Raw genomic sequence first — 22,105 nt, 5'->3', positions numbered from 1 at the left:
CGTGACCGGGGCGGGCGGGGGTCACTTCAGGGTGTCGAACAGTTCGCGGGCCTGGGGCTGCTGCCACTCGACCCGGTTCGGGTCGGTCGCGGCCGGTCTCCACGGCACGACCGCCATGGTGACCTTGGCCTCCGCCAGCGACCCGGCGAGCCCCGCCATCTCCTCCACGCTCAGGTCGGTGTGCACCGCTTCGCGCACCTCGCCGAGCAGGGCCTTGAGCCGGTGCTCCTCCCCGAGCGCGCCCTGAACCTTCTTCGCCATCGCGCGCAGGAGCTGCGCCTGCCGTTTGATGCGGGCGATGTCGGAGCCGTCCCCGGCGGCCCGTGAGCGCATCCAGCCGAGCGCCGCCTCGCCGTTCAGCGTGACCTTGCCGGCGGGCAGCCGCAGCTTGGCGCGCGGGTCGTCCACGGGGCGGCTCAGGGTGAGCTGAACGCCCCCCAGCGCGTCCACGATGCCCTTGAAGCCGGTGAAGTCCACTTCCACCGTGTGCTCGAAGCTGAGCCCGGTCAGCTTGCGCATGGTGTCGCGGAGGCAGGGCAGGCCGCCCTTGTCGTACGCCGAGTTGATCAGGTCGGTACGGGCGGCCCGGCCCGCGCAGGCGGGGATCGCCACCAGCGAGTCGCGGGGCACGCTGACCGCCGTCACGGTGCGCCGGTCCTCGGGCACGTGCAGGACGATGATGGTGTCCGCGCGCTGCCCGCCGCCGTCGGCCTGCCGCGCGCGGTGGGGGCCGTACTCGGCGTTCGCGCCCTGGACGCTGTCGGAGCCGATCAGCAGGATGTTCACGGCGCCGCGCACCTCCACGGCCTGCGAGCCGGCGGGCGGGACGGCGGTCTGCCGGCCGGCGAGCAGCACCGTGGGCACCACGACCGCGGCGGCCGTGGCCACGGCGACCAGCCCGGCGGCCCACCAGCTCGCCCGCCACCGCCGCGTACGGGCCCGCAGCAGCCGCTCACGCTGCCTGAGGAGGGTCGCGGGCGGCTCGTGCTCCAGCTCCACGCCGAGGTCGCGGAGCAGTCTGAGGTCGTCCATCGTCACTCCTCCTCCATGGGGTTGGTGTCGCCGAGCGCGGCCCGCACCTTCCGCCTGCCCCTGTTGAGGCGGGAGCGCACGGTGCCGATCGGGATGCCGAGCGCCTGCGCGACCTCTTCGTACGTCAGGTCGCCCCAGGCGATGAGCAGCAGCACGTCCCGGTCCTTGGCGGGCAGGGACGCGAGCGCGCCGGCCAGCTCCCCGCGCACCGCCTGGGCGGTGACGCCGGCGGCCACCCGGTCGGCGGGCGACTCGACGGCGGAGTCGACCGGCGCCCGCAGCAGCGCCCGGTAGCGGGCGGCCTCCTTGCGGTGGTGCCGGGAGATGAGCTTGGTGAGGATGCCGAACAGCCAGGGGCGGGCGTCCGGGTAGGCCAGGTCGTAGCTCCTGCGGCGGGAGAAGGCGACCAGGAACGTCTCCCCGACGAGGTCCTCGGCGGGCTCGGGGCCGAGCCGTTTGGAGACGTAGCGGTAGAGCATTCCGGCGTAGCGGTCGAACAGCTCGGCGAACGCCTCGGGGTCGGTCCACGAGGCGTTCACGAGCTCCGCGTCCGCGCCTCGGGTGGCGGGTTGCAGGATCATCTCCGCCCTTCTGTGGGGGATCGGTCACGCATGTCTTGCCACAACCCGCCGCCCGGGTTCACAGCTCCTTGAGGAAGCCCCCGTCCACGGCGAACTCGGCGCCGGTGGTGCTGCCGGAGCGCGGCGAGGCGAGCAGCGCGACGACGTCGGCGACCTCCTGCGGCCGGACCAGCCGTCCGGTGACCAGCTTCATCATGCCGGGCGCGACCTCGGCGACCACGGCCTCCTTGGAGGCTCCGGCCATGCCCGCGATGACCTCGGCCGCCCCGCCTTCCTTCGTCCACCAGTCGGTGAGCACGGGGCCGGGCGAGACCGTGTTGACGCGCACGCCCTGCCCGCCGAACTCCTCCGACACGGCCTTGCTCACGTGGTTGAGCGCGGACTTGGCGGCGCCGTAGTCGACGTTCATCGGCCCGGGCTGCCGGGCCGTCCCGGACGAGACGTTGACGATCGAGCCGCCGCCCCGCCCGGTCATCACCGGCAGGACGGCCCGGATCATCCGCACGGCGGAGAACAGGTTGAAGGCGAACATGGCCTGCCAGTCCTCCTCGTCCGGCGTCAGGAAGCCGACCCGCGGCAGCGTCACCCCGGGCGGCGGCCCGCCGGCGTTGTTGACCAGCACGTCCACCCCGCCGAACTCCTCGACGGCCCGCGCCACGACCCTGGCGGGCGCCTGCGGGTCCATGAGGTCGGCGGCGACGTGCAGGGCCTTGCCGGGCAGCTCGCCGCCCGCGGTGCGGGACACGGCCACGACGTGCGCCCCCTCCTCGGCCAGGGTGCGGGCGACGGCCAGCCCGATGCCCCTGGAGGCGCCCGTCACGATCGCCACGCGCCCGGAAAGTTCGAGATCCATGGTGGGTCCCTTCGGTGTTCACGACATTTCGCCATCGAGAACACCGCGGAGGGGAGCGCGGTTGCAGGGCTCAGAGGAACGGCGGGAAGGCGTGCCCCCGGCGCAGCCGCAGCTCGGTGAGCATCTGCTGGATGGTCTCGCGCACGTGGTCGGTGACGTTGAAGACCGTCATCGGGTCGTCGGCGGCGTCCGGCTCGTACTCGTCGGTGCGGATCGGCTCACCGAACTCGATCATCCACTTGGACGGCAGCGGCACCAGCCCGAGCGGCCCGAGCAGCGGGAAGAACGGCGTGATCGGCAGGTAGGGCAGCCCGAGCAGCCGGGCCAGCGACTTGAGGTCGCCGATCTTCGGGTAGATCTCCTCGGCCCCCACGATGGCCGTGGGCAGGATGGGCACCCCGGCCCTGATCGCCGAGGCCACGAAGCCGCCGCGGCCGAAGCGCTGCAGCTTGTAGCGCTCGGAGAACGGCTTGCCGACGCCCTTGAAGCCCTCGGGGAACACCCCGACCAGCTCGCCCTTGCGCAGCAGCCGGTCGGCGTCCTCGCGGCAGGCGAGGGTGTGGCCGGTCTTGCGGGCCAGGTGGCTGAGCAGCGGGAGCTGGTAGACCAGGTCGGCGCCGAGCAGCCGCAGCGGCCGCCGGACGTCGTCGTGCATGGCGACCTGGAGCATCAGCGCGTCGACCGGCAGCGTGCCGCTGTGGTTGGCGACGACCAGCGCGCCGCCCTCGTCGGGCACGTTCTTCAGCTCCACCGTCTCCACCCGGAACCAGTGGGTGTAGAGCGGCCGGACCAGCTCCAGGAAGACCTTGTCGGTCAGCTCGGGGTCGTAGCCGAACTCGTCGACCTCGTAGTCGCCGGTGACGCGCCGCCGGACGAAGGCCAGCAGCTCGGCGAGCGGGTCGGGCCCGGCCTGTTCGAAGGAGGGCGCCGCGCTGATGGGGACCACGCGTCCGTCGTCCTCCTCGCGCGACTCGCGGGAAACGCTCAACCGGTCACACCTCCGATCGGGCGCAGGCCGCGAGAGCGCAGGAAGTCCTCGAAGGCCGCCCCCGTCGTGAACTTGGGCTTCCAGCCGAGCTCGGCCTCCAGCCGCGAGGTGTCGACCGCGCGGCCGTAGCACATGAGCTTGAGCTGCTCGGGTGAGTACTCGACCAGCCCGGCGCGGCGCGCGGCGTTGCCGAGCGCCTCGAAGGCGGGCGAGAACAGCGGCAGCGACAGCCGGCCGGCCCGCCGCACGCACTGCGACAGCAGCAGCACGCCCGCCCCGGCCACGTTGTACGTGCCGGGGTGGTCCTCCGTCGCCATCCGGCGCAGCACCTCGACCGCGTCGTCCTCGTGGACGAACTGCAGCCGCGGGTCGAAGCCGAACACGGTCGGCTGCACCGGCTGGGTGAAGTAACGCGTCAGGGGCGAGTCGACGCCCGGCCCCATGAAGTTGGCGAAACGCAGCAGCGAGACGGTGACGTCGGGACGGCGGCGCGCGAAGCCCCGCACGTAGCCCTCGACCTCGCACGCGTCCTTCGCGTAACCGTGGCTGGGGCCGTCGTGCGGCTCCAGGTCCTCGGTGAACACCGCCGGGTCCCGCGGGGACGAGCCGTAGACGGCGGTGGTGGAGCGGACCACCACCCGCCGCACGGTCGCCGACCGCTGGCAGGCGCCGAGCAGCTGCATGGTGCCGATGATGTTGTGCTCTTTCATGGCGGCCCTGCCACCGCCCCGCGAGGGAGCGCTGACCAGGCTCATGTGCACAACGGTGTCGATGTCCGCGGCCGCGATCACCTGAGCGATGTCGGGGCTGCGCAGGTCCACCCGGACGAACTCGGTCCGGCCGAGGGAGACCCCGCCGTCCCGCGTCAGCGAGGGGGGCGGCACGGTGTCCACTCCGATGACCCGGGTGATGTCCGGGTCCGCGGCCAGAACGCTCGACACCCGGGCGCCGATGTGGCGCGAGACCCCGGTGACGAGCACGGTGTGGGTCATCAGCGCCTCGCAGCTGCGTAGGTTACTTCTTGTTACGCCGCTGGATGCGCGTCTTCTTGAGCAGCTTGCGGTGCTTCTTCTTGGCCATCCGCTTGCGGCGCTTCTTGATCACAGAGCCCACGGGACCCCCAGGTACTGATAGCAAGTCTGATCGGAGTGCGAGCGCACACCGGCTCACAAGACTACCGGCGATCCACGGTAGATCGCCCCTCGGGGGGTGAGGACCCGGCCGCGCGTGGCGAGCGGCCGGGCCTCTCCCGCGACAGCATTCACGGCGTGATCATCACGTCGCTACGTCAACCTGCCTCGATGTAGGCCTCCCGCAGATAGTCGTGTACCGCCTGCTCGGGCACCCTGAACGACCGGCCTACCCTGATGGCCGGGAGCTCGCCGGAGTGTACGAGCCGGTACACAGTCATCTTGGACACCCTCATGACCGTCGCCACTTCTGCGACGGTCAGGAACTTCACCTCGCTGAGAGGTCTTTCGCCTGCACCCATCGGACGCCTCTTCCGCACGTGTTTCCGGGTTATCCCCACTGGTGCCATTGCTCACGCACGTGTACTGCCGTCAGCGTAAGTCGGGACTCCGGGTGCGCAAACCCCCTAGTTTCTCTCTCACCGGAGCCTCCTGTCAGCCGAACCAGCGAAATCGCTGGTGAGCAGCCGGGCCGAGCACCTCGCCTGGACGTTGGAACTGTCCAAGTTGCCACACATAAGAGTCGCCGGAGCCGTATCAAAAGTTGGCAAAGGGACGGCGAGCCCCTTGGAATGCAGGCGCGAAAAGACGGTATCGGGAGGGCCGAATTGAACTCAGAGGGCGCGAGTGACCAGAGTGACCAAACGTTCGGTCAACGGAGCGTAGAAACGGGGTAGCACATTGTCGTCGAGTGGCACGACCACGTCGATCTTGCCCTCCGCCTCGCCGACGAACAGCCCGGGGTCGTTGCAGTCGGCGAAGGCCACCGTCGGCACGCCGGCGTTGCCGGCCGCGCCCGCCCAGCCGTGGTCGGCGATCACCAGGTCGGGCAGCTCGTCGCCCAGCTCGTGCAGCATGTGCCGCATCGGGGCGGCGTCGTGGGTGTGCACGAAGTTGCCGCGGTCGTCGAGCATCGCGATGTCCTGGAGGTAGCGGATGCGGCGGGGGCGGCCGAAGCCGGAGCCCGCGTACGTCCAGCCCTCGGCGGGCGTCACCAGCCGCGCGCCGTGCCGCGCGCAGAGGGCGGCCAGCGGCAGGTGCACGGCCAGCAGCCCGGTGGGGTGGCCGGTGGCGAACATCACCCGCGGCTCGGGCCGCGACAGCGCCGCGGCGACGCGCTCGGCCATGGCGTCGATCGCGTCGATCGTCAGGTCGGGGTCGATGGTGTCCTGACCCCAGCGGTGGCCGGGGTCGGCGACGACGCCGCAGGACTTCGCCATGAGGGCGAGCACGTCGCGGAAGGACCACGGCTGGTCGAAGGTCAGGCCGAGCGCGTAGTACGGGTCGCCGTTCGCCAGGGAGCTGAAGTGGTCGAGGTTGTTCTCCCGGGGGGTCGCGACATCGCCGGCAATGCGCGTCCGGACGAGATGATCACGGAGTTGGTCGCGGCTCAGCACAGCTTTCCTTCGCAGAACGTCGAGCGCTAGGGCATCGGGTCGAGGCCGTGCAGGGGGAACACCGCTTTCCGGGTCGCCATGACCGCACGGTCGATGGGGTCCGCAGGGTCATAACCGCCCGAGATGTCATGAAATTCCGGATTACGGCCGTCCGTCATCGTCAGCGGGGGCGTCTCGCCCGTGCGCTCGCGCACGTACCTGCGCCACTCCTCGCTCGTCGGCGTGGCCGGGGCGACCGGATGGCCCGCCGCCTCGGCGAGCAGGTGCGTCCAGGCCCGCGGGACGACCTGGACCAGCTCGTAACCGCCCCCGCCGACCGCGACCCAGCGCCCGCCCGCCACCTCGTGGGCCAGCCGGTGCAGGGCCGCGTACGCGGCGCGCTGGCCGTCGACGCTGAGCATGAGGTTGGCCAGCGGGTCGAGGGCGTGGCTGTCGCAGCCCTGCTGGGTGACCAGGACGTCGGGACGGAACTCGCGCAGCAGCGGCGGCACGACCGCGTGGAAGGCCCGCAGCCAGCCGGCGTCGCCGCAGCCCGCCGGCAGCGCGACGTTGACCGAGGTGCCCTGCGCGCCGGTCTCCTCGGGAAAGCCGGTGCCGGGGAACAACGTGCGCGGGCTCTCGTGCAGGCTGATCGTCAGCACCCGCGGGTCGTCGTAGAAGACCGTCTGCACGCCGTCGCCGTGGTGGACGTCCACGTCCACGTACGCGACCCGCTCCACGCCCCGCTCCAGCAGCCAGGCGATGGCGAGCGCCGGGTCGTTGTAGACGCAGAAGCCGCTGGCCATGGCGGGCATGGCGTGGTGGAGCCCGCCCGCGATGTTGAGGGCGTGCTCGGCCGTGCCCTCCCAGACCGCGCGGGCGGCGGCCAGCGAGGCGCCCGAGATCAGCGCCGAGGCCTCGTGCACGCCCTTGAAGGCCGGGTTGTCGGTGGTGCCGAGGCCGCAGCCGAGGTCGGGGAAGCCGGAGACGGACACCCGCTTGACGGCCTCGACGTAGTCGCGCTTGTGGACCATGGCCAGCTCGTCGTCGCTCGCCGGGTCGCAGCCGGCCAGCTCGACCTTGTCGAGCACGCCGAGGCCGCGCGCGAGCGCCATCGTCAGCTCGACCCTGACGGGGGCCAGGGGATGGCCGGGGCCGAAGTCGTAGGAGGTGAGAGCGTCGTCCCAGATCACCCGTACCGACCGGCTCATGCCAACCCCTCCGCGTGCCGCCTCGCCTCTGGCCGACGTTACCGCAGCGCGGACTCCTCGTTGTAGCCCGGGCTCTCGGCCGGATAAGGGCTTATTTCATGATTTAGGGTTTGGGCGTGGGGATGGGGCGAGCGGTCGGGAGAGCCGTGCGGTTCCTGCGCCGCCCCAAGGTCGCCGACCTGGCGCTGGTGATCGTCATCTCGGTGCCCGCGGTCATCGGCCTGGTCTCCATGATCGTGCAGGGCCTCGCCTGGCAGGCGCTGGGCGCCGCGCACTACCTGGTCGGCGCGTCGCTGCTGCTCATGCGCCGCCGCCGGCCGATCCTCACCGCCGCGCTCGTCACCGCGCTGGACGCCGCCGCCTTCGCCGCGCACCTCACCCAGCTCGCCAACGTGCCGTCGGCCGTCGCGCTCTACAGCGTCGGCCGCTACACCTCCGGCCGCACCACCGCCCTGACCGCGCTCGCCTCCTACGCCGCCTACACCGTCGCGGGCGAGCTCTTCTGGCCAGGACGCGGCAACTGGGTGGGCTACCTGTTCTCCGTCGGCGCCGCCGTCGGCATCGGCCAGCTCGTCCGGCTGCGCACCGAGCTGACCGCGCGCAGCAGGCGCGAGGCCGCCGACGCCGCCGTGCGCGAGGAGCGCCGGCGCATCGCCAGGGAGCTGCACGACGTCGTCGCCCACCACATCACCGTCATCAACGCCCTGGTCGGCGGCGCGCGGGCGACGCTGCCCGCCGAGCAGGAGGTCACCAGGAACGCCCTGGAAAGCGCCGAGCAGACCGCCAGGCAGGCGATGACCGAGATGCGCCGGCTGCTCGACGTGCTGCGGGCCGACGGCGCCGGCGAGGGGCCGGACGCGGCGACCGGCGTCGGCGCGGAGCGGCTGCCCGCGCTGATCAAGGAGGCCAGGTCGGCCGGGCTGCCCGCCAGCCTCAGCGTCACCGGCGAGCCCGTCGCGCTGCCCGCGCCGGTGGACCTCGCCGTCTACCGGATCGTGCAGGAGGCGCTGACCAACACCCGCAAGCACGCGCTCGGCGCCCGGGCCAGCGTGCGGCTGGCCTACGGGCCGGACGCGGTCGAGGTCGAGGTGCTGGACGACGGGTCGGTGAAGGGCGGCGGCGCGCCCGGGTTCGGGCTCGGCGGCATGGCCGAGCGGGTGGCGCTCTGCGGCGGCCAGCTCTCGACCGGCCCCCGCCCCGGAGGCGGCTTCCGCGTCCACGCCCGCATCCCCCTGGAGAGACCATGATCCGAGTGCTGCTCGCCGACGACCACGAGCTGGTGCGCACGGGCTACCGGCTCATGCTGGACGCCCAGCCCGACCTGTCCGTGGTGGGCGAGGCCGGCGACGGCGCGGAGGCGGTGGAGCTGTCCCGGCGGCTGCGCCCGGACGTGGTGCTCATGGACCTGCACATGCCGGCCATGGACGGGGTCCGCGCGACCGAGCTGATCACCGCCGAGCTGCCCGAGGTGCGGGTGCTCGCGCTGAGCACGTTCGACCTCGACGAGAACGTGGTCGCGGCGCTCCGCGCGGGCGCCGACGGCTTCCTGCCCAAGGACGTCTCCCCCGAGGAGCTGGTCGAGGGCGTGCGGGTGGTGCACCGGGGCGAGTCGGCCGTCGCGCCGCGCCTGCTGACCCGGCTGATCGGCACGTTCGTGCGCGCCTCGCGGCGAAGGGACGTGCCCGCCGGGCTGCCAGGGCTGACCGACCGGGAGCGGGAGGTGCTCGTCCTCATCGCCAGGGGCCGCTCCAACCCGGAGATCGCCGCCGACCTCGCCGTCTCCCCCTCGACCGTGAAGAACCACGTGACCAGCCTGTTCGCCAAGCTCGGCGTCAGGGACCGGGCGCAGGCGGTGATCGTCGCCTACGAGGCGGCGCTCGTCCACCCTGGAGAGTAGGACCCAGGTCCTACGGCCGCGGCGCGAAGACGGTCCTCGGGCAGGACGAAACCGGCGGGCCGCGACGGCACGCTGGGATCATGACCGCCATCCGAGCAACGAACCTGAGCAAACGGTACGGCGCCACCGTCGCGGTGGCGGACCTGTCGTTCGACGTCGAGCCCGGCCAGGTGACGGGCTTCCTCGGCCCCAACGGCGCGGGCAAGTCCACCACCATGCGGATGATCCTCGGGCTCGACCGCCCGTCCGGCGGTTCGGTGCTCGTGGCCGGACGGCCGTACCACGAGCTGCGCCACCCGCTCCGCAAGGTCGGCGCGCTGCTCGACGCCAAGGCCGTGCACGGCGGGCGCAGCGCCCGCAACCACCTGCTGGCCATCGCCCAGAGCAACGGCCTGCCCGCGAGCCGCGTGACGGAGGTGCTGGAGACCGTGGGCCTGAGCCAGGTGGCCAGGCGCCGTGTCGGCGGCTTCTCGCTCGGCATGGCGCAGCGGCTCGGCATCGCCGCGGCGCTGCTCGGCGACCCGGAGATCCTGCTGTTCGACGAGCCGGTCAACGGCCTCGACCCCGACGGCATCCTGTGGATCCGCACGTTCATGCGCAAGCTGGCCGCCGAGGGCCGCACGGTCTTCGTCTCCAGCCACCTCATGAGCGAGATGGCCCAGACCGCCGACCACCTCGTCGTCATCGGCAAGGGCCGGCTCATCGCCGACACGAGCGTCGAGGAGTTCATCGGCCGCAGCTCCCAGGGGTACGTGCGGGTGCGCTCCCCGCGCCTGGCCGAGGTGGCCGACCTGGTGAAGGTGGGCGAGCTGCACCCCGACCACCTGCGGGTGACCGCGATGAGCACGCTGGAAATCGGCACCCTCACCGCGCGGGCCGGCATCCCGCTGGAGGAGCTGACGTACGTGCAGCCCTCGCTCGAAGCCGCGTACATGGAGCTCACCAAGGACAGCCTGGAGTTCACGTCATGATCGACATCCTGAGGTCGGAATGGACCAAGCTGCGCTCGGTCCGCTCGACGGTGTGGACGCTGGTCGTCACCGCCGCGATGATGGTCGGCTTCGGCGCGCTGCTCGCCGCCTCGATCAGGGGCAGCGGCCGGGGGCCGGTCGACGCGGCGCAGGCGCTCGGCGTGAGCCTGCTCGGCGTGATGTTCGCGGCACTGTCCATCGCCACCCTGGGCGTCCTGGTGATCTCCAGCGAGTACCGCACGGGCGGCATCAGGACCTCGCTGATGGCCGTGCCGCGCCGGCTCAGCCTGCTCACCGCCAAGATCGCGGTCTTCAGCGCGACCGCGCTGGTCGTCTGCACGCTCTCCGCGGCCGGCGCGCTCGCCGTCGGCCTGGCGATCATGCAGCCGGCCGGGGTGTCGGCGGGCGAGGTGGCGTGGGCCGCCGTCCGGGCCGGCCTCTACCTGACCGCGTGCGGGCTGTTCGGCGTGGGGCTCGGCACGCTCGTCCGGCACACGCCGGGGGCGATCGTGAGCGCGATCGCGCTGATGATGGTCCTGCCCCTCGTGGCCAGGCAGCTGCCCGGCCAGTGGGGCAGGACCGTCGCCGAGTACTTCACCACCAACGCGGGCCAGCTCATCGTGCCCGGCGGCGACCCGGGCTCGTCGCTGGCCCCGTGGGCCGGGTTCGGCGTCTACCTGGTGTGGATCGCCGTGGCCGTGGCCGCCGGCGCGGTGCTCATGCAGCGCCGCGACGCCTGACCCGGCCCGCGGCCTACTCCGCGCGGAGGGCGATCACCGGGTCCAGCCGGCCCGCCCGCCGCGCCGGCGCCACGCCGAAGAACATCCCGACCGCCGCCGACACCCCGAACGCCAGCACGATCGACCACCAGGTGATCGAGGCCGGCACCTCGGTGGTGGCGGCGATGGCCAGCGAGCCGCCGACGCCGAGCAGGATCCCGATCAGCCCGCCGATGGTCGTCAGCAGCACCGCCTCCAGCAGGAACTGGGCCAGGACGTCGCGCTGCCTGGCCCCCAGCGCCTTGCGCAGCCCGATCTCGGCGGTGCGCTCGCGCACGCTGACCAGCATGATGTTCGACACCCCCACGCCGCCGACCAGCAGCGAGATGCCCGCGATCGCGGCCAGCACGCCGGTGAGCATGCCCAGCACGCTGCCGACCGTGCCGAGCAGCGCCGTCTGCGTGACCGCCGAGAACTGCTCGCCCGGGTAGCGGGCCCGCAGCGCGGCCGTGACCCGGTCCGACAGCGGCTGGATCTCGTCGGGGCCGCTCGCGCCGACCGCCATCCCGTTGATCCGGGCGATTCCGAGCAGCCGCTGCGCGGTCGTCACCGGGACGTGCACCTCCTGGTCCCGGGAGAGCCCGAACGTCTGCCCCACCGTCGCGTACACGCCGACCACCCGGAACCTGGCTCCCGCGATCGACATCTGCCGCCCGATCGGGTCCAGGTCGCCGAACAGCCGGTCGGCCACCTCCGAGCCCAGCACCGCCACCCGGCGGCGGGTGTCGACGTCGGTGCCGCTGAGCGGGCGGCCCTTGGCGACCGGCCGCTCGAAGATGTTGACGAGGTTCTGGTCGGTGCCGACGACCGTGACGAACGCCTCCGTCCGGCCGGCCCGCACGGTCTCGCCCGACTGGAGCGAGACCGTCACCTTGGCCGGGTCGCCGACCACGCGGCGCACGTACGCGACGTCGGCGAGGCCCAGCTTGCTCTGCGTCGGGGCCGCGCCCAGGCTGATGCGGCCGGGGACGACCAGGATGATGTTGGTGCCGAGGCCGGAGATCTGCTTCTCGATCTCGTCCTTGGCGCCGGTGCCGATCGCCACCAGCACCACCACGGCCAGCACGCCGATGATGACGCCCAGCATGGTCAGGGCGCTGCGCAGCCGGTTGACCCGCAGCGACTCCAGCGCCATGGCCAGCGCCTCGCCCGCCCTCATGCGGCGGTGTCCAGCTCGATCAGGCCGTCGCGGACGTGGATCTGCCGCCTGGCCCGCTCCGCGATCGCGCCCTCGTGCGTGACGAGCACCACAGCCATGCCGTGCTCGCCGTTGAGCCGGTCGAGGATGGCCATGATCTCGGCGCCGTTGGCGGTGTCGAGGTTGCCGGTCGGCTCGTCGGCCAGCAGCACCTTGGGCTCGCCGACCAGCGCCCGCGCGATCGCCACCCGCTGCTGCTCGCCGCCGGACATCTGGGCCGGCCGGTGCCCCAGGCGGTGCCCGAGCCCGACGGACTCCAGCGCCGCCCCGGCCCGCGCCCGCCGCTCCGCCCGGCCGATCCCCCGGTAGACCAGGGGCAGGGCCACGTTGTCCAGCGCGCTGGTGCGGCCCAGCAGGTGGAAGGACTGGAAGACGAAGCCGATCGTCTTGTTGCGCAGCTCGGCCAGCTCGCCGTCGGACAGGCGGGAGATCTCCGTCCCGTTGATCCGCAGCCGCCCGGACGTCGGCCGGTCGAGACAGCCGAGCAGGTGCATGAGCGTCGACTTGCCGGAGCCCGACGGGCCGACGATCGCGGCGAACTCGCCCTGCCCGATCGTCAGCGACACGCCGCGCAGCGCCTCCACGGACACGCCGTCGAGCTGGTAGCGCCGGGCGAGGTCCACGGCCTCGATGGCCGGCCCTCCCGTGGTGAGTGCCGTCATGACAGCCGCTGCCCCTGCCGTACGGAGTCCGCGCCCTTGACCACGATCCGCTCGCCCACCGACAGCCCGGTCAGCACCTCGACCACCGCCTCGCCCTGCGCGCCCAGCTTGACCACGCGCCGCTCGGCGACGCCGTTCCTGTCCACCCAGACCACGCTCTCGCGCCCGCTGGAGACGATGGCCGAGGCGGGCGCGGAGATCGCGGCCGGCGACTCGCGCACGGTCAGCCGCGTGACGGCGCTCATGCCCGGCTTCGGGGTCGGCGCGCGGGTCCCGTCGTCGAACGCGCCCGCGCCGAGCGTGAGCCGCACCGGGTAGCTGACGCCGCCCGTGGTGCCCTGCTTGGGGGTGACGCCGATGCCGGTGACCCGGGCCGAGTACGTCGCCCCTGGCACCGCGTCCAGCTCGACCTGCGCCTCGATGCCCTTCCTGACCATGAGGACGTCGGTCTCGTCCACGTCGGCGTCCAGCAGGAGGGTGGAGACGTCGGTGACGGTGACGAGCGGGTCGCCCGCCGCCACCGGGACGCCGGCCGCGACCGGCGTGCCGGCCGGCCCCGACCCGCCCGCCGGCAGGGACGGCAGCTCCTGACCCGCGCCGGGCAACTGGCCGAGCAGGCTCTCCACGCCGCCCGCCGCGCCGCCGCCCGAGACGCGGCCCAGCGTGACCACGCCGCCGAACGGGGCCTTCACGGTGAGCGCCGCCACCGTGCTCTCGGCCGCCTTGACCGCGGCCCTGGCCTGGGCCTTGGAGGCGGCCTGCAACGAGGCCATGGAGCCGGCCAGCCCGCTGGTCACGCCGGACAGCACGCCGTTGATCGAGCGGCCGAGCTGGGCGGTGATCGTCGACAGGGCGGCCGTCTGCGCCCGGTGCTGGGCCTGGGCGAGGTCGATGGCGTTGAGGAGCTGCTTACGGACGCGGGCGTCGGCGACCTTCCTGGCCGCCTTGCGCGCCTTGGCGAAGTGCGCGGCCACCTTGCGGTCGAAGCCGGCGGTGTTCAGCGAGGGGAGGCGCACAGAGGTGGCGGGGCTCGGCGGCGCGGGCGTCCTGGCCGCCCGGCGGGCCTGGCCGAGCTGGGCGCGGGCCTGGGGGGAGCTGATCCGGACGAGCAGGTCGCCCTTGCGCACCCGCTGGCCCTCGCGGACGTAGAGCTTGGCGATCGTGCCCGTGGCGGGCGCGCGCAGGGTCGCCGAGGCCCGCGCGCCGATGGTGGCGGGGGCCTCGACGACTTCGGTGACCGGCGCACGGCGGACGTCCCCGACCTGGACGGAGGGCGTCGGCTCGGACGTGCAGCCGGTCAATGCTAAGAGCACGAGCAGCGGCGCGAGGCCGCGACGTGGCGTCACCCGAGCATCGTATGGTCCGCGCCCGCCGGCCCGCCGTGGGCCGCCCGGGGACCGGGCTCAGCCGCCCGCGAGCTGCCGTCCGCGGTCCCGCGCGGCCTCGATGGCGGCCAGGAACGCCGCCCGCACGCTGTGCCGCTCCAGCTCGGCGATCGCCGCGATCGTGGTGCCGCCCGGCGAGGTGACCGCCTCGCGCAGGATCACCGGGTGCTCGCCCGAGTCGCGCAGCATCACGGCCGCCCCGACGATCGACTGGGTGACCATGTCGAGCGCGGCCGCCCGCGGCATGCCGAGCAGGATGCCCGCGTCGACCATGGCCTCGACCAGGTAGAAGAAGTAGGCCGGGCCGCTGCCCGACAGCGCCGTCGCGGCGTCCTGCTGCGACTCGGGGATGCGCAGCACCTTGCCGACCGGCTTCAGCAGGTTCTCGGTGAGCCTCAGGTGCTCCTCGTCGGCGTGCGCGCCGGCCGAGATGACGCTCATCGCCTCGTCGAACCTGATCGGCGTGTTGGACATCACCCGCACGACCGGGACCTCCACCCCGAGCCGCTGCTCCACGAACGCCGTCGTGATGCCGGCCGCGGCGCTGATCACCAGCCGGTCGGCCGGGACGTACGGGGCGATCTCGGCCAGGAGCGTCGCCATGTCCTGGGGCTTGACGGCCAGGATCAGCGTGTCGGCCGCCTTGGCCGCCTCGGCGTTGGTGACGGTGCGCACGCCGTACGTCTCGCGCAGCGCCTGCGCCCGCTCGGGCCGGCGGGTGGTCGCGAGGACGTCGCCCGGCTTGAACCCGGCCCGCAGCAGCCCGGACAGCAGGGCCTCGCCCATCTTGCCCGTGCCCAGAATCGCAATCATCCTGGCAGCCTATCCACAGCCGCCCGCTACCGGCGGGACACCAGCGAGCGCAGGAAGAACGCCAGGTTGCGCGGCCGTTCGGCGAGCCGCCGCATGAGGTAGGCGTACCAGTCGTCCCCGTACGGCACGTAGACCCGCATCTGCGCCCCGAGCCCGGCCAGCCGCGCCTGCTCCTCCGGCCGGACGCCGTACAACATCTGGTACTCGAACCCGGTCACGTCGCGCCCGTCGAGCACCGCCAGCGTCGAGGCGATGCGCAGCAGCCGGGGGTCGTGCGTGGCCACCATCGGGTACGCCGTCCCGGCCATGAGCACCCGCAGACACCGCACGAACGACCGGTCGACGTCGCCCGGCGAGCGGTAGGCCCCCGGCGCCGTGTAGGCCCCCTTGCACAGCCGCACCCGGGCCCCGCCGAGCTTCTCGCACCGCTCCAGCGAGTCCGGCAGGTACGCCTGCACCACCACCCCCACGTCCGGGTGCTCGCGCCGCAGCGCGGCGTGCACGGCGTGCAGCCCGCGGATCGTGTCGTGCTCCTCGGCGTCGAGCGTCACGGTGACGCCGCGGCCGGCGGCGGCCCGGCAGATGGCGGCCGCGTGGTCGAAGGCGAGCTGCTCCGACAGCCGCAGCCCGAGCGCGGTCAGCTTGACCGACACGTCGGCGCCGGCCGGCAGCACCCCGAGCAGCGTGAGGTATTCCCTGACGGCGGCGCCGGCCTGCTCCCGGTCCCGCACCTCCTCGCCGAGGTGGTCGACGGTCACCAGCAGCCCGCGGCGGGTCAGCGCGGTGATCACGGCGGCGATGTCGTCGGCTACGTACCGCTTGACCACGTCCCTGGTCAGAGGCGAGGTGGAGATGACGCGTTCGGCGCGTCCGCTCTTGGAGACGGCGAGCATGGCCTGACGGAGCACGGGAACCACACTAACCCCGGCAGGCCGCTGAACCGCGGGCGCCCCTGATCCGTCGTAAGGGTATGCGCACAATGACGAAAGCGACTCTGCTGGCCGGATCCCTGGTGCTCGCGACGAGTTGTGCCACAGCGCCCACAGCGCCCGCAGCCGCCCCCACTCGGACCCCGGTCCCGCCGTCACCGGTCACCGTGACGCCGGTCACCACCGCGCCCACGACCCCGGCCGACACCCCCAAGCCGGTCAAGCCGACGGGCGACGCGGTCAACGTCCACAAGGTCCGCTGGACCAAGGCCAAGCCCGTCTCCAAGGGCCGGAAGGTGCAGCTCACCTGGTGGTCGGGCGTCGCGCCGTGCACGGTGCTCGACCGGGTGAAGGTCAAGGAGACGAGCAGGAAGGTCACGATCACCCTGTACGAGGGCGCCTCCCCCAAGGCGAAGAACGTCTCCTGCATCATGATCGCGATCCAGAAGACCACCACCGTCAAGCTGAAGAAGCCCCTCGGCAAGCGCACGCTCGTGGACGGCGCCAAGCACTGACCCGCCCGGCATCCGCCGTGTCCAACAGCGGACACCCCTGCTGACAATCGATCGATTGCTTGCGATACATCGATCAGGCACCTGGAGGCGCGGGGGCGTCGAGGGTGACGCCGCGCGCTGCCATGGGGGTCCCTGTGAGAAGACTCGGCCATTTATCGTCGTCCCTCCTGCTCGCTCTCGTCTGCTGGATCGCGCTGCCGGGCGCGCCCGCGCACGCGCTGCCGCCGGCGTTCCAGCGGCAGACCGTGATCAGCGGGCTCAGCCGTCCGACGAACGTGGAGTTCGCCGCGGACGGGCGGGTGTTCGTGGCGGAGAAGAGCGGGCTGATCAAGGTGTTCGACTCGTTGTCCGACACCACGCCCGCGATCTACGCCGACCTCCGCACGCAGGTGCACAACTTCTGGGACCGCGGCCTGCTGGGCATGGCCCTGCACCCGAACTTCCCGGCCGACCCGCGCCTGTACGTGCTCTACACCTACGACGCCGTCCCCGGCGGCACGGCCCCGCGCTGGGGCACCGCCGGGGCCACGGACGACCCCTGCCCCACCCCGCCGGGCGCGACCGGCGACGGCTGCCTGGTGACCGGCCGCCTGTCGGTCATCTCCCCCACGGGCGCGGAGACCCCGCTGATCACCGACTGGTGCCAGCAGCACCCGAGCCACTCGGTCGGCGACCTGCGCTTCGGCCCGGACGGCGCGCTGTACGCCTCGGCCGGCGACGGCGCGAGCTTCAACTTCGCCGACTACGGCCAGGACAACCTGACCTCCTCCGACGTGACCCCGGACAACCCGTGCGGCGACCCGCCCTCGCCGGTCGGCACGGCCCTGTCGCCGCCGTCGGCGGAGGGCGGCGCGCTGCGCTCGCAGGACGTGCGGACCAACGCGGACCCGGCCGGCCTCGACGGCACCCTGATCCGGATAAATCCGGACACGGGGGCTGCGGCCGCCGGCAACCCCAACGCCGCCAGCCCCGACCCCGGCACCGCCCGGATCATCGCCCACGGCCTGCGCAACCCGTTCCGCCTCACCGTCCGCCCCGGCACCTCGGAGCTCTGGCTCGCCGAGGTCGGCTGGAACAGCTTCGAGGAGATCAACCGGGTCGTCAGCCCCACCGCGCCGGTCTCGAACTTCGGCTGGCCCTGCTACGAGGGCTCCGGCCGCCAGGGCGGCTACGACAACCTCGACCTGACCCTGTGCGAGACCCTGTACGCCGCCGGCGCGTCCGCGCACGTCACGCCGTACTTCGCCTGGAACCACAACAGCCGCCCCGCGCCGAACGACCCCTGCCCCTCGGGCGGCTCGTCGGCCAGCGGCGTCGCCTTCCACGGCACCGGCGGCGCCTACCCGGCCGCCTACGACGGCGCGCTGTTCCTGTCCGACTACAGCCGCCAGTGCGTGTGGGTGATGACCAAGGGCGCGAACGGCCTGCCCGACCCGGCCACGATCCAGACCTTCGACTCCGGCATGCCGGCGGTCGAGCTGGTGACCGGCCCCGGCGGCGACCTGTTCGCCGTGGACTACGACCACGGGACGCTCGTCCGCTACCTCTACGCCAACAATCCGCCCACGGCCGTGATCAACGCGAGCGCCACCTCGGGCGACGCCCCGCTGACGGTGTCCTTCTCCGGCGTCTCCTCCAGCGACGCCGACGGCGACCCGCTCACCTACGCCTGGGACCTCGACGGCGACGGCGACCTCGACGACTCCACGGCCGCCGCGCCCACGTTCACCTACGCGCAACCCGGCTCGTACGAGGTGCGCCTCCGCGTCCGCGACGGCAGGGGCGGCCAGGGCGACGCGACGGTCACCGTCAACGTGGACAACACCGCGCCCACGGCCGCCATCACCACGCCGGCCGCCACCACGACCTGGGCGGTGGGCCAGACGATCGCGTTCTCCGGCACCGGCACCGACGCCCAGGACGGCACGATCCCCGGCTCCCGCATGACCTGGACGCTCATCCTGCACCACTGCCCGAGCACCTGCCACGAGCACGAGATCACCACGTTCACCGGCGCGAGCGGCTCCTTCCAGGCCCCCGACCACGACTACCCGTCGCACCTGGAGCTGCGGCTCACGGTGACCGACGCCCAGGGCCTGACCGACACCGAGAGCGTGCTGCTCCAGCCCCGCACGGTGAACCTGACCTTCCAGTCCGCGCCGTCCGGCCTGAAGCTCGGCTTCAACAGCGAGCAGGCCACCACCCCGTTCACCCGGACGGTGATCGTCGGCTCCGGCAACTCGGTCTCCGCGCCCTCGCCGCAGACCTCCGGCGGCCAGAGCCTCGCCTTCTCCTCCTGGTCCGACGGCGGCGCGGCGACCCACCAGATCGCCGCCCCGGCCACCGCGACGACCTACACCGCGACGTACGCGCCGGCGACCGGCGTGCCGGGGCTGGTGGCGGCGTACGGCATGAACGAGGGCGCGGGCGCCACGACCGCCGACGCCTCCGGCAGGGGCAACACCGGCACGCTCACCGCGACCACGTGGAACGCCGCCGGCCGCTACGGCCAGGCGCTGTCCTTCAACGGCACGTCGAGCTGGGTCACCGTCCCCGACGCGGCGAGCCTGCGGCTGACGACCGGGATGACGCTGGAGGCGTGGGTCCGGCCGGCGGCGGTGACCGGCTGGCGCACGGTGGTGATGAAGCAGCACGCGGGCGGGGAGGCGTACACGCTGACCGCGGGCAGCGACAGCAACCGCCCGCACACCGCGATCCACACCACCAGCGGCGCCGACGTCGGCGCGCCCAGCCAGCTCCCGCTCAACGCCTGGAGCCACCTCGCCGCCACCTACGACGGCGGCTACCTCCGGCTGTTCGTCAACGGCACGCAGGTCGGCCAGACCTACAAGACCGGGGCGATCCGCACCGACAACGGCGTGCTGCGGATCGGCGGCAACAGCGTGTGGGGCGAGTACTTCAGCGGGCTGCTCGACGAGGTCCGCGTCTACGACCGGGCGCTCACCGCGGCCCAGATCCAGACCGACATGAACACCCCGATCACCTGAGCCACCGCACCCGCAGGCCCCCGGAGCGCGCCCACCGCCCGGGGGCCTGCTCTGTCGCGCGAAATTCGGGGCAGGATGGGGGAATGCGGTGACGCTCACGAGGGTTGAGTCGAGTAGGCTCAAGTCGTTTGACAAAGACGACAGTCATCCGTAGCTTGAGTCCAACCGACTCAACTTTGACTACAAGGACGTACTCATGGCACGTGCGGTAGGTATCGACCTTGGGACGACCAACTCCGTCGTCTCGATCCTCGAGGGCGGTGAGCCCACCGTCATCGCCAACGCGCAGGGCTCGCGGACCACGCCGTCCGTGGTCGCCTTCGCGAAGAACGGCGAAGTCCTGGTCGGTGAGGTCGCCAAGCGGCAGGCCGTCACCAACGTGGACCGCACCATCCGCTCCGTCAAGCGCGAGATGGGCACCAACTGGTCCAAGGAGATCGACGGCAAGAAGTTCTCCCCGCAGCAGATCAGCGCCTTCGTGCTGCAGAAGCTCAAGCAGGACGCCGAGGCGTACCTGGGCGAGAAGATCACCGACGCGGTGATCACCGTCCCCGCCTACTTCAACGACGCCCAGCGGCAGGCCACCAAGGAGGCCGGCACGATCGCGGGCCTCAACGTGCTCCGCATCATCAACGAGCCGACCGCCGCGGCCCTCGCCTACGGCCTCGACAAGGAGCAGGACCAGACGATCCTGGTCTTCGACCTCGGCGGCGGCACCTTCGACGTGTCGCTGCTCGACGTCGGCTCCGAGGACGGCCACGGCTTCGTCGAGGTCAAGGCCACCTCCGGCGACAACCACCTGGGCGGCGACGACTGGGACCAGCGCGTCGTCGACGAGCTGGTCAAGCGCTTCCAGAACGCGCACGGCGTCGACCTGGCCAAGGACAAGATGGCCCTCCAGCGCCTCCGCGAGGCCGCGGAGAAGGCCAAGATCGAGCTGTCCAGCCAGTCCGAGACCAGCATCAACCTGCCCTACATCACGGCCTCCTCCGAGGGCCCGCTGCACCTCGACGAGAAGCTCACGCGCTCGGAGTTCCAGCGGCTCACGGCCGACCTGCTCGAGCGGACCAAGGGCCCGTTCCACCAGGTCATCAAGGACGCCGGCATCAAGGTCTCCGACATCAGCCACGTGGTGCTGGTCGGCGGCTCCACCCGGATGCCCGCCGTGACCGACCTGGTCAAGGAGCTGACCGGCGGCAAGGAGCCCAACAAGGGCGTCAACCCGGACGAGGTCGTCGCCATCGGCGCCGCCCTCCAGGCGGGCGTGCTCAAGGGTGAGGTCAAGGACGTCCTGCTGCTCGACGTGACCCCGCTGTCGCTGGGCATCGAGACCAAGGGCGGCATCTTCACCAAGATCATCGAGCGCAACACGACGATCCCGACCAAGCGCTCCGAGGTCTTCACCACGGCCGAGGACAACCAGCCGTCGGTGCAGATCCAGGTCTTCCAGGGCGAGCGCGAGATCGCCGCGTACAACAAGAAGCTCGCCACGTTCGAGCTGACCGGCATCGCGCCGGCGCCGCGCGGCATCCCGCAGATCGAGGTCACCTTCGACATCGACGCCAACGGCATCGTCAACGTCTCCGCCAAGGACCTCGGCACCGGCAAGGAGCAGTCGATGACCATCACCGGCGGCTCCGCGCTGCCGAAGGACGACATCGAGCGCATGATGCGCGAGGCCGAGTCGTACGCCGAGGAGGACAAGAAGCGCCGCGAGGAGGCCGAGGTCCGCAACAACGCCGACGGGCTCGCCTACCAGACGGAGAAGTTCCTCCGCGAGAACGACGACAAGGTCCCCGGCGACATCAAGACCGAGGTCAACGACGCCCTCACCGAGCTGAAGAAGGCTCTGGAGGGCACCGACACCGACGTCATCCGCACCTCCGCGGAGAAGCTCGCCACCGTCAGCCAGAAGATGGGCTCGGCGATCTACGCTGCCAGCCAGGGCCAGCAGGCCGGCCCCGAGGGCGCCCCGCAGGACGCCGCGGCCGGCGGCGAGGGCCAGAAGGCCGACGAGGACGTGGTCGAGGCCGAGATCGTCGACGACGAGCCGAAGAAGGACAAGTGATGCCGCCGCGCGACAACGGGCACGAGGAGCCGGTGATCCGCGACAACCGCAAGATCGACCCGGAGACGGGGCAGCCGCGCGAGGCCGGCGCCCAGCAGGCGGACGGGCAGCCGTCCGCCGAGGCGCCGCCCGCCGGCCCGGCCGCCGGTCCGGCCGCCGACGGCGAGCTGGCCGCCCAGCTCGCCGAGCGCACCGCTGACCTGCAGCGGCTCCAGGCCGAGTACGTGAACTACCGCAAGCGGGTCGAACGCGACCGGCAGGCGGTCAGGGAGCAGGCGGTGGCGAGCGTGCTGACCGAGCTCCTGCCCGTGCTCGACGACATCGGCAGGGCCCGCGACCACGGCGAGCTCACGGGAGGCGTCGCGAAGGTGGCGGAGTCGCTGGAGGCGGCCCTCACCAAGCTGGGCCTCGCCCCGTTCGGGCAGAAGGGCGAGCCCTTCGACCCGACCGTCCACGAGGCGCTCATGCACAGCTACTCAGCGGACGTGAGCGAGGCCACCGCGGTCGAGGTGTTCCAGCCCGGCTACCGCATGGGCGACCGCATCCTGCGCCCGGCACGGGTGGCCGTGGCCGAGCCCGCAGAGCCCCAGGAGGCCGCCGCCGGCCCCCAGGGCGAAACCGAAGACGAAAGCTGACGAGGACGAAGGGC

General features: G+C 72.4%; 22 protein-coding genes. 8 read left to right on the top strand and 14 right to left on the bottom strand.

Features of this window, described 5'->3' with window-relative positions:
- Positions 1-21 precede the first annotated feature (21 nt).
- From MF672_RS12645 to MF672_RS12605, 9 genes are all read right to left on the bottom strand, one after another.
- Positions 22-1,032, bottom strand: coding sequence for an LCP family protein (locus MF672_RS12645; RefSeq protein WP_242374007.1), 1,011 nt, complete (start codon positions 1,030-1,032; stop codon positions 22-24).
- 2 nt (positions 1,033-1,034) lie between these two features.
- Positions 1,035-1,613 carry an RNA polymerase sigma factor gene (locus tag MF672_RS12640; protein WP_242374008.1) on the bottom strand — a complete coding sequence of 193 codons (579 nt, stop codon included), beginning with the start codon at positions 1,611-1,613 and terminating at the stop codon, positions 1,035-1,037.
- Between the two features lie 58 nt (positions 1,614-1,671).
- Entirely contained in the window at positions 1,672-2,466 is a 795-nt protein-coding gene (locus MF672_RS12635; protein WP_242374009.1) for an SDR family NAD(P)-dependent oxidoreductase, read from the bottom strand.
- 70 nt (positions 2,467-2,536) lie between these two features.
- Positions 2,537-3,454: a lysophospholipid acyltransferase family protein gene (locus tag MF672_RS12630; protein ID WP_407654721.1), complete on the bottom strand. Its 918-nt coding sequence runs from the start codon at positions 3,452-3,454 to the stop codon at positions 2,537-2,539.
- Entirely contained in the window at positions 3,451-4,446 is a 996-nt protein-coding gene (locus MF672_RS12625; protein WP_242374010.1) for an NAD-dependent epimerase/dehydratase family protein, read from the bottom strand. The genes MF672_RS12630 and MF672_RS12625 overlap by 4 nt, the downstream gene beginning before the upstream one ends.
- Positions 4,447-4,468: 22 nt before the next feature.
- Positions 4,469-4,567: a 30S ribosomal protein bS22 gene (locus MF672_RS12620; protein WP_018654693.1), complete on the bottom strand. Its 99-nt coding sequence runs from the start codon at positions 4,565-4,567 to the stop codon at positions 4,469-4,471.
- Between the two features lie 175 nt (positions 4,568-4,742).
- On the bottom strand, positions 4,743-4,946 hold the full coding sequence (locus tag MF672_RS12615) for a helix-turn-helix domain-containing protein (RefSeq protein WP_026214222.1): 204 nt from the start codon (positions 4,944-4,946) through the stop codon (positions 4,743-4,745).
- Between the two features lie 312 nt (positions 4,947-5,258).
- On the bottom strand, positions 5,259-6,041 hold the full coding sequence (locus MF672_RS12610) for a phosphatase (RefSeq protein WP_242374011.1): 783 nt from the start codon (positions 6,039-6,041) through the stop codon (positions 5,259-5,261).
- Positions 6,042-6,067: 26 nt separating this feature from the next.
- Positions 6,068-7,231: an acetoin utilization protein AcuC gene (locus MF672_RS12605; RefSeq protein WP_242374012.1), complete on the bottom strand. Its 1,164-nt coding sequence runs from the start codon at positions 7,229-7,231 to the stop codon at positions 6,068-6,070.
- Between the two features lie 122 nt (positions 7,232-7,353).
- Here MF672_RS12605 and MF672_RS12600 point away from each other — a divergent pair, with 122 nt between their 5' ends.
- The 4 genes from MF672_RS12600 (at position 7,354) to MF672_RS12585 (ending at position 10,839) form a co-directional block, all read left to right on the top strand.
- On the top strand, positions 7,354-8,478 hold the full coding sequence (locus tag MF672_RS12600; RefSeq protein ID WP_242374037.1) for a sensor histidine kinase: 1,125 nt from the start codon (positions 7,354-7,356) through the stop codon (positions 8,476-8,478).
- Entirely contained in the window at positions 8,475-9,128 is a 654-nt protein-coding gene (locus MF672_RS12595) for a response regulator (RefSeq protein ID WP_242374013.1), read from the top strand. The genes MF672_RS12600 and MF672_RS12595 overlap by 4 nt, the downstream gene beginning before the upstream one ends.
- Before the next feature lie 80 nt (positions 9,129-9,208).
- Entirely contained in the window at positions 9,209-10,099 is an 891-nt protein-coding gene (locus MF672_RS12590) for an ABC transporter ATP-binding protein (RefSeq protein ID WP_242374014.1), read from the top strand.
- On the top strand, positions 10,096-10,839 hold the full coding sequence (locus MF672_RS12585; protein ID WP_242374015.1) for an ABC transporter permease: 744 nt from the start codon (positions 10,096-10,098) through the stop codon (positions 10,837-10,839). Before MF672_RS12590 ends, MF672_RS12585 begins: the two co-directional genes overlap by 4 nt.
- Before the next feature lie 13 nt (positions 10,840-10,852).
- Here MF672_RS12585 and MF672_RS12580 read toward each other — a convergent pair whose 3' ends face one another.
- Genes MF672_RS12580 through MF672_RS12560 form a run of 5 tightly spaced genes read right to left on the bottom strand, consistent with a single transcriptional unit; the run spans position 10,853 to position 15,844 of the window.
- Positions 10,853-12,037 carry an ABC transporter permease gene (locus MF672_RS12580; RefSeq protein ID WP_242374016.1) on the bottom strand — a complete coding sequence of 395 codons (1,185 nt, stop codon included), beginning with the start codon at positions 12,035-12,037 and terminating at the stop codon, positions 10,853-10,855.
- Positions 12,034-12,738 carry an ABC transporter ATP-binding protein gene (locus tag MF672_RS12575; RefSeq protein ID WP_242374017.1) on the bottom strand — a complete coding sequence of 235 codons (705 nt, stop codon included), beginning with the start codon at positions 12,736-12,738 and terminating at the stop codon, positions 12,034-12,036. Before MF672_RS12575 ends, MF672_RS12580 begins: the two co-directional genes overlap by 4 nt.
- Entirely contained in the window at positions 12,735-14,084 is a 1,350-nt protein-coding gene (locus MF672_RS12570; RefSeq protein WP_242374018.1) for an efflux RND transporter periplasmic adaptor subunit, read from the bottom strand. The genes MF672_RS12575 and MF672_RS12570 overlap by 4 nt, the downstream gene beginning before the upstream one ends.
- Positions 14,085-14,141: 57 nt before the next feature.
- Positions 14,142-14,936 carry a pyrroline-5-carboxylate reductase gene (proC, locus tag MF672_RS12565; RefSeq protein WP_242374019.1) on the bottom strand — a complete coding sequence of 265 codons (795 nt, stop codon included), beginning with the start codon at positions 14,934-14,936 and terminating at the stop codon, positions 14,142-14,144.
- A gap of 26 nt (positions 14,937-14,962) precedes the next feature.
- Positions 14,963-15,844: a proline dehydrogenase family protein gene (locus MF672_RS12560; protein WP_242374020.1), complete on the bottom strand. Its 882-nt coding sequence runs from the start codon at positions 15,842-15,844 to the stop codon at positions 14,963-14,965.
- Positions 15,845-16,032: 188 nt separating this feature from the next.
- Here MF672_RS12560 and MF672_RS12555 point away from each other — a divergent pair, with 188 nt between their 5' ends.
- The 4 genes from MF672_RS12555 (at position 16,033) to grpE (ending at position 22,091) form a co-directional block, all read left to right on the top strand.
- Positions 16,033-16,380, top strand: coding sequence for a hypothetical protein (locus MF672_RS12555; RefSeq protein WP_242374021.1), 348 nt, complete (start codon positions 16,033-16,035; stop codon positions 16,378-16,380).
- A 134-nt stretch (positions 16,381-16,514) separates the two neighbouring features.
- Entirely contained in the window at positions 16,515-19,388 is a 2,874-nt protein-coding gene (locus MF672_RS12550) for a LamG-like jellyroll fold domain-containing protein (protein ID WP_242374022.1), read from the top strand.
- 196 nt (positions 19,389-19,584) lie between these two features.
- Positions 19,585-21,456, top strand: coding sequence for a molecular chaperone DnaK (dnaK, locus tag MF672_RS12545; RefSeq protein WP_242374023.1), 1,872 nt, complete (start codon positions 19,585-19,587; stop codon positions 21,454-21,456).
- Positions 21,456-22,091, top strand: coding sequence for a nucleotide exchange factor GrpE (gene grpE, locus MF672_RS12540; protein WP_242374024.1), 636 nt, complete (start codon positions 21,456-21,458; stop codon positions 22,089-22,091). The genes dnaK and grpE overlap by 1 nt, the downstream gene beginning before the upstream one ends.
- Positions 22,092-22,105 lie beyond the last annotated feature (14 nt).

This window comes from Actinomadura luzonensis (genome assembly GCF_022664455.2).
Classification (GTDB): domain Bacteria; phylum Actinomycetota; class Actinomycetes; order Streptosporangiales; family Streptosporangiaceae; genus Nonomuraea; species Nonomuraea luzonensis.
This window is presented reverse-complemented; position numbering and strand designations above follow the sequence as displayed.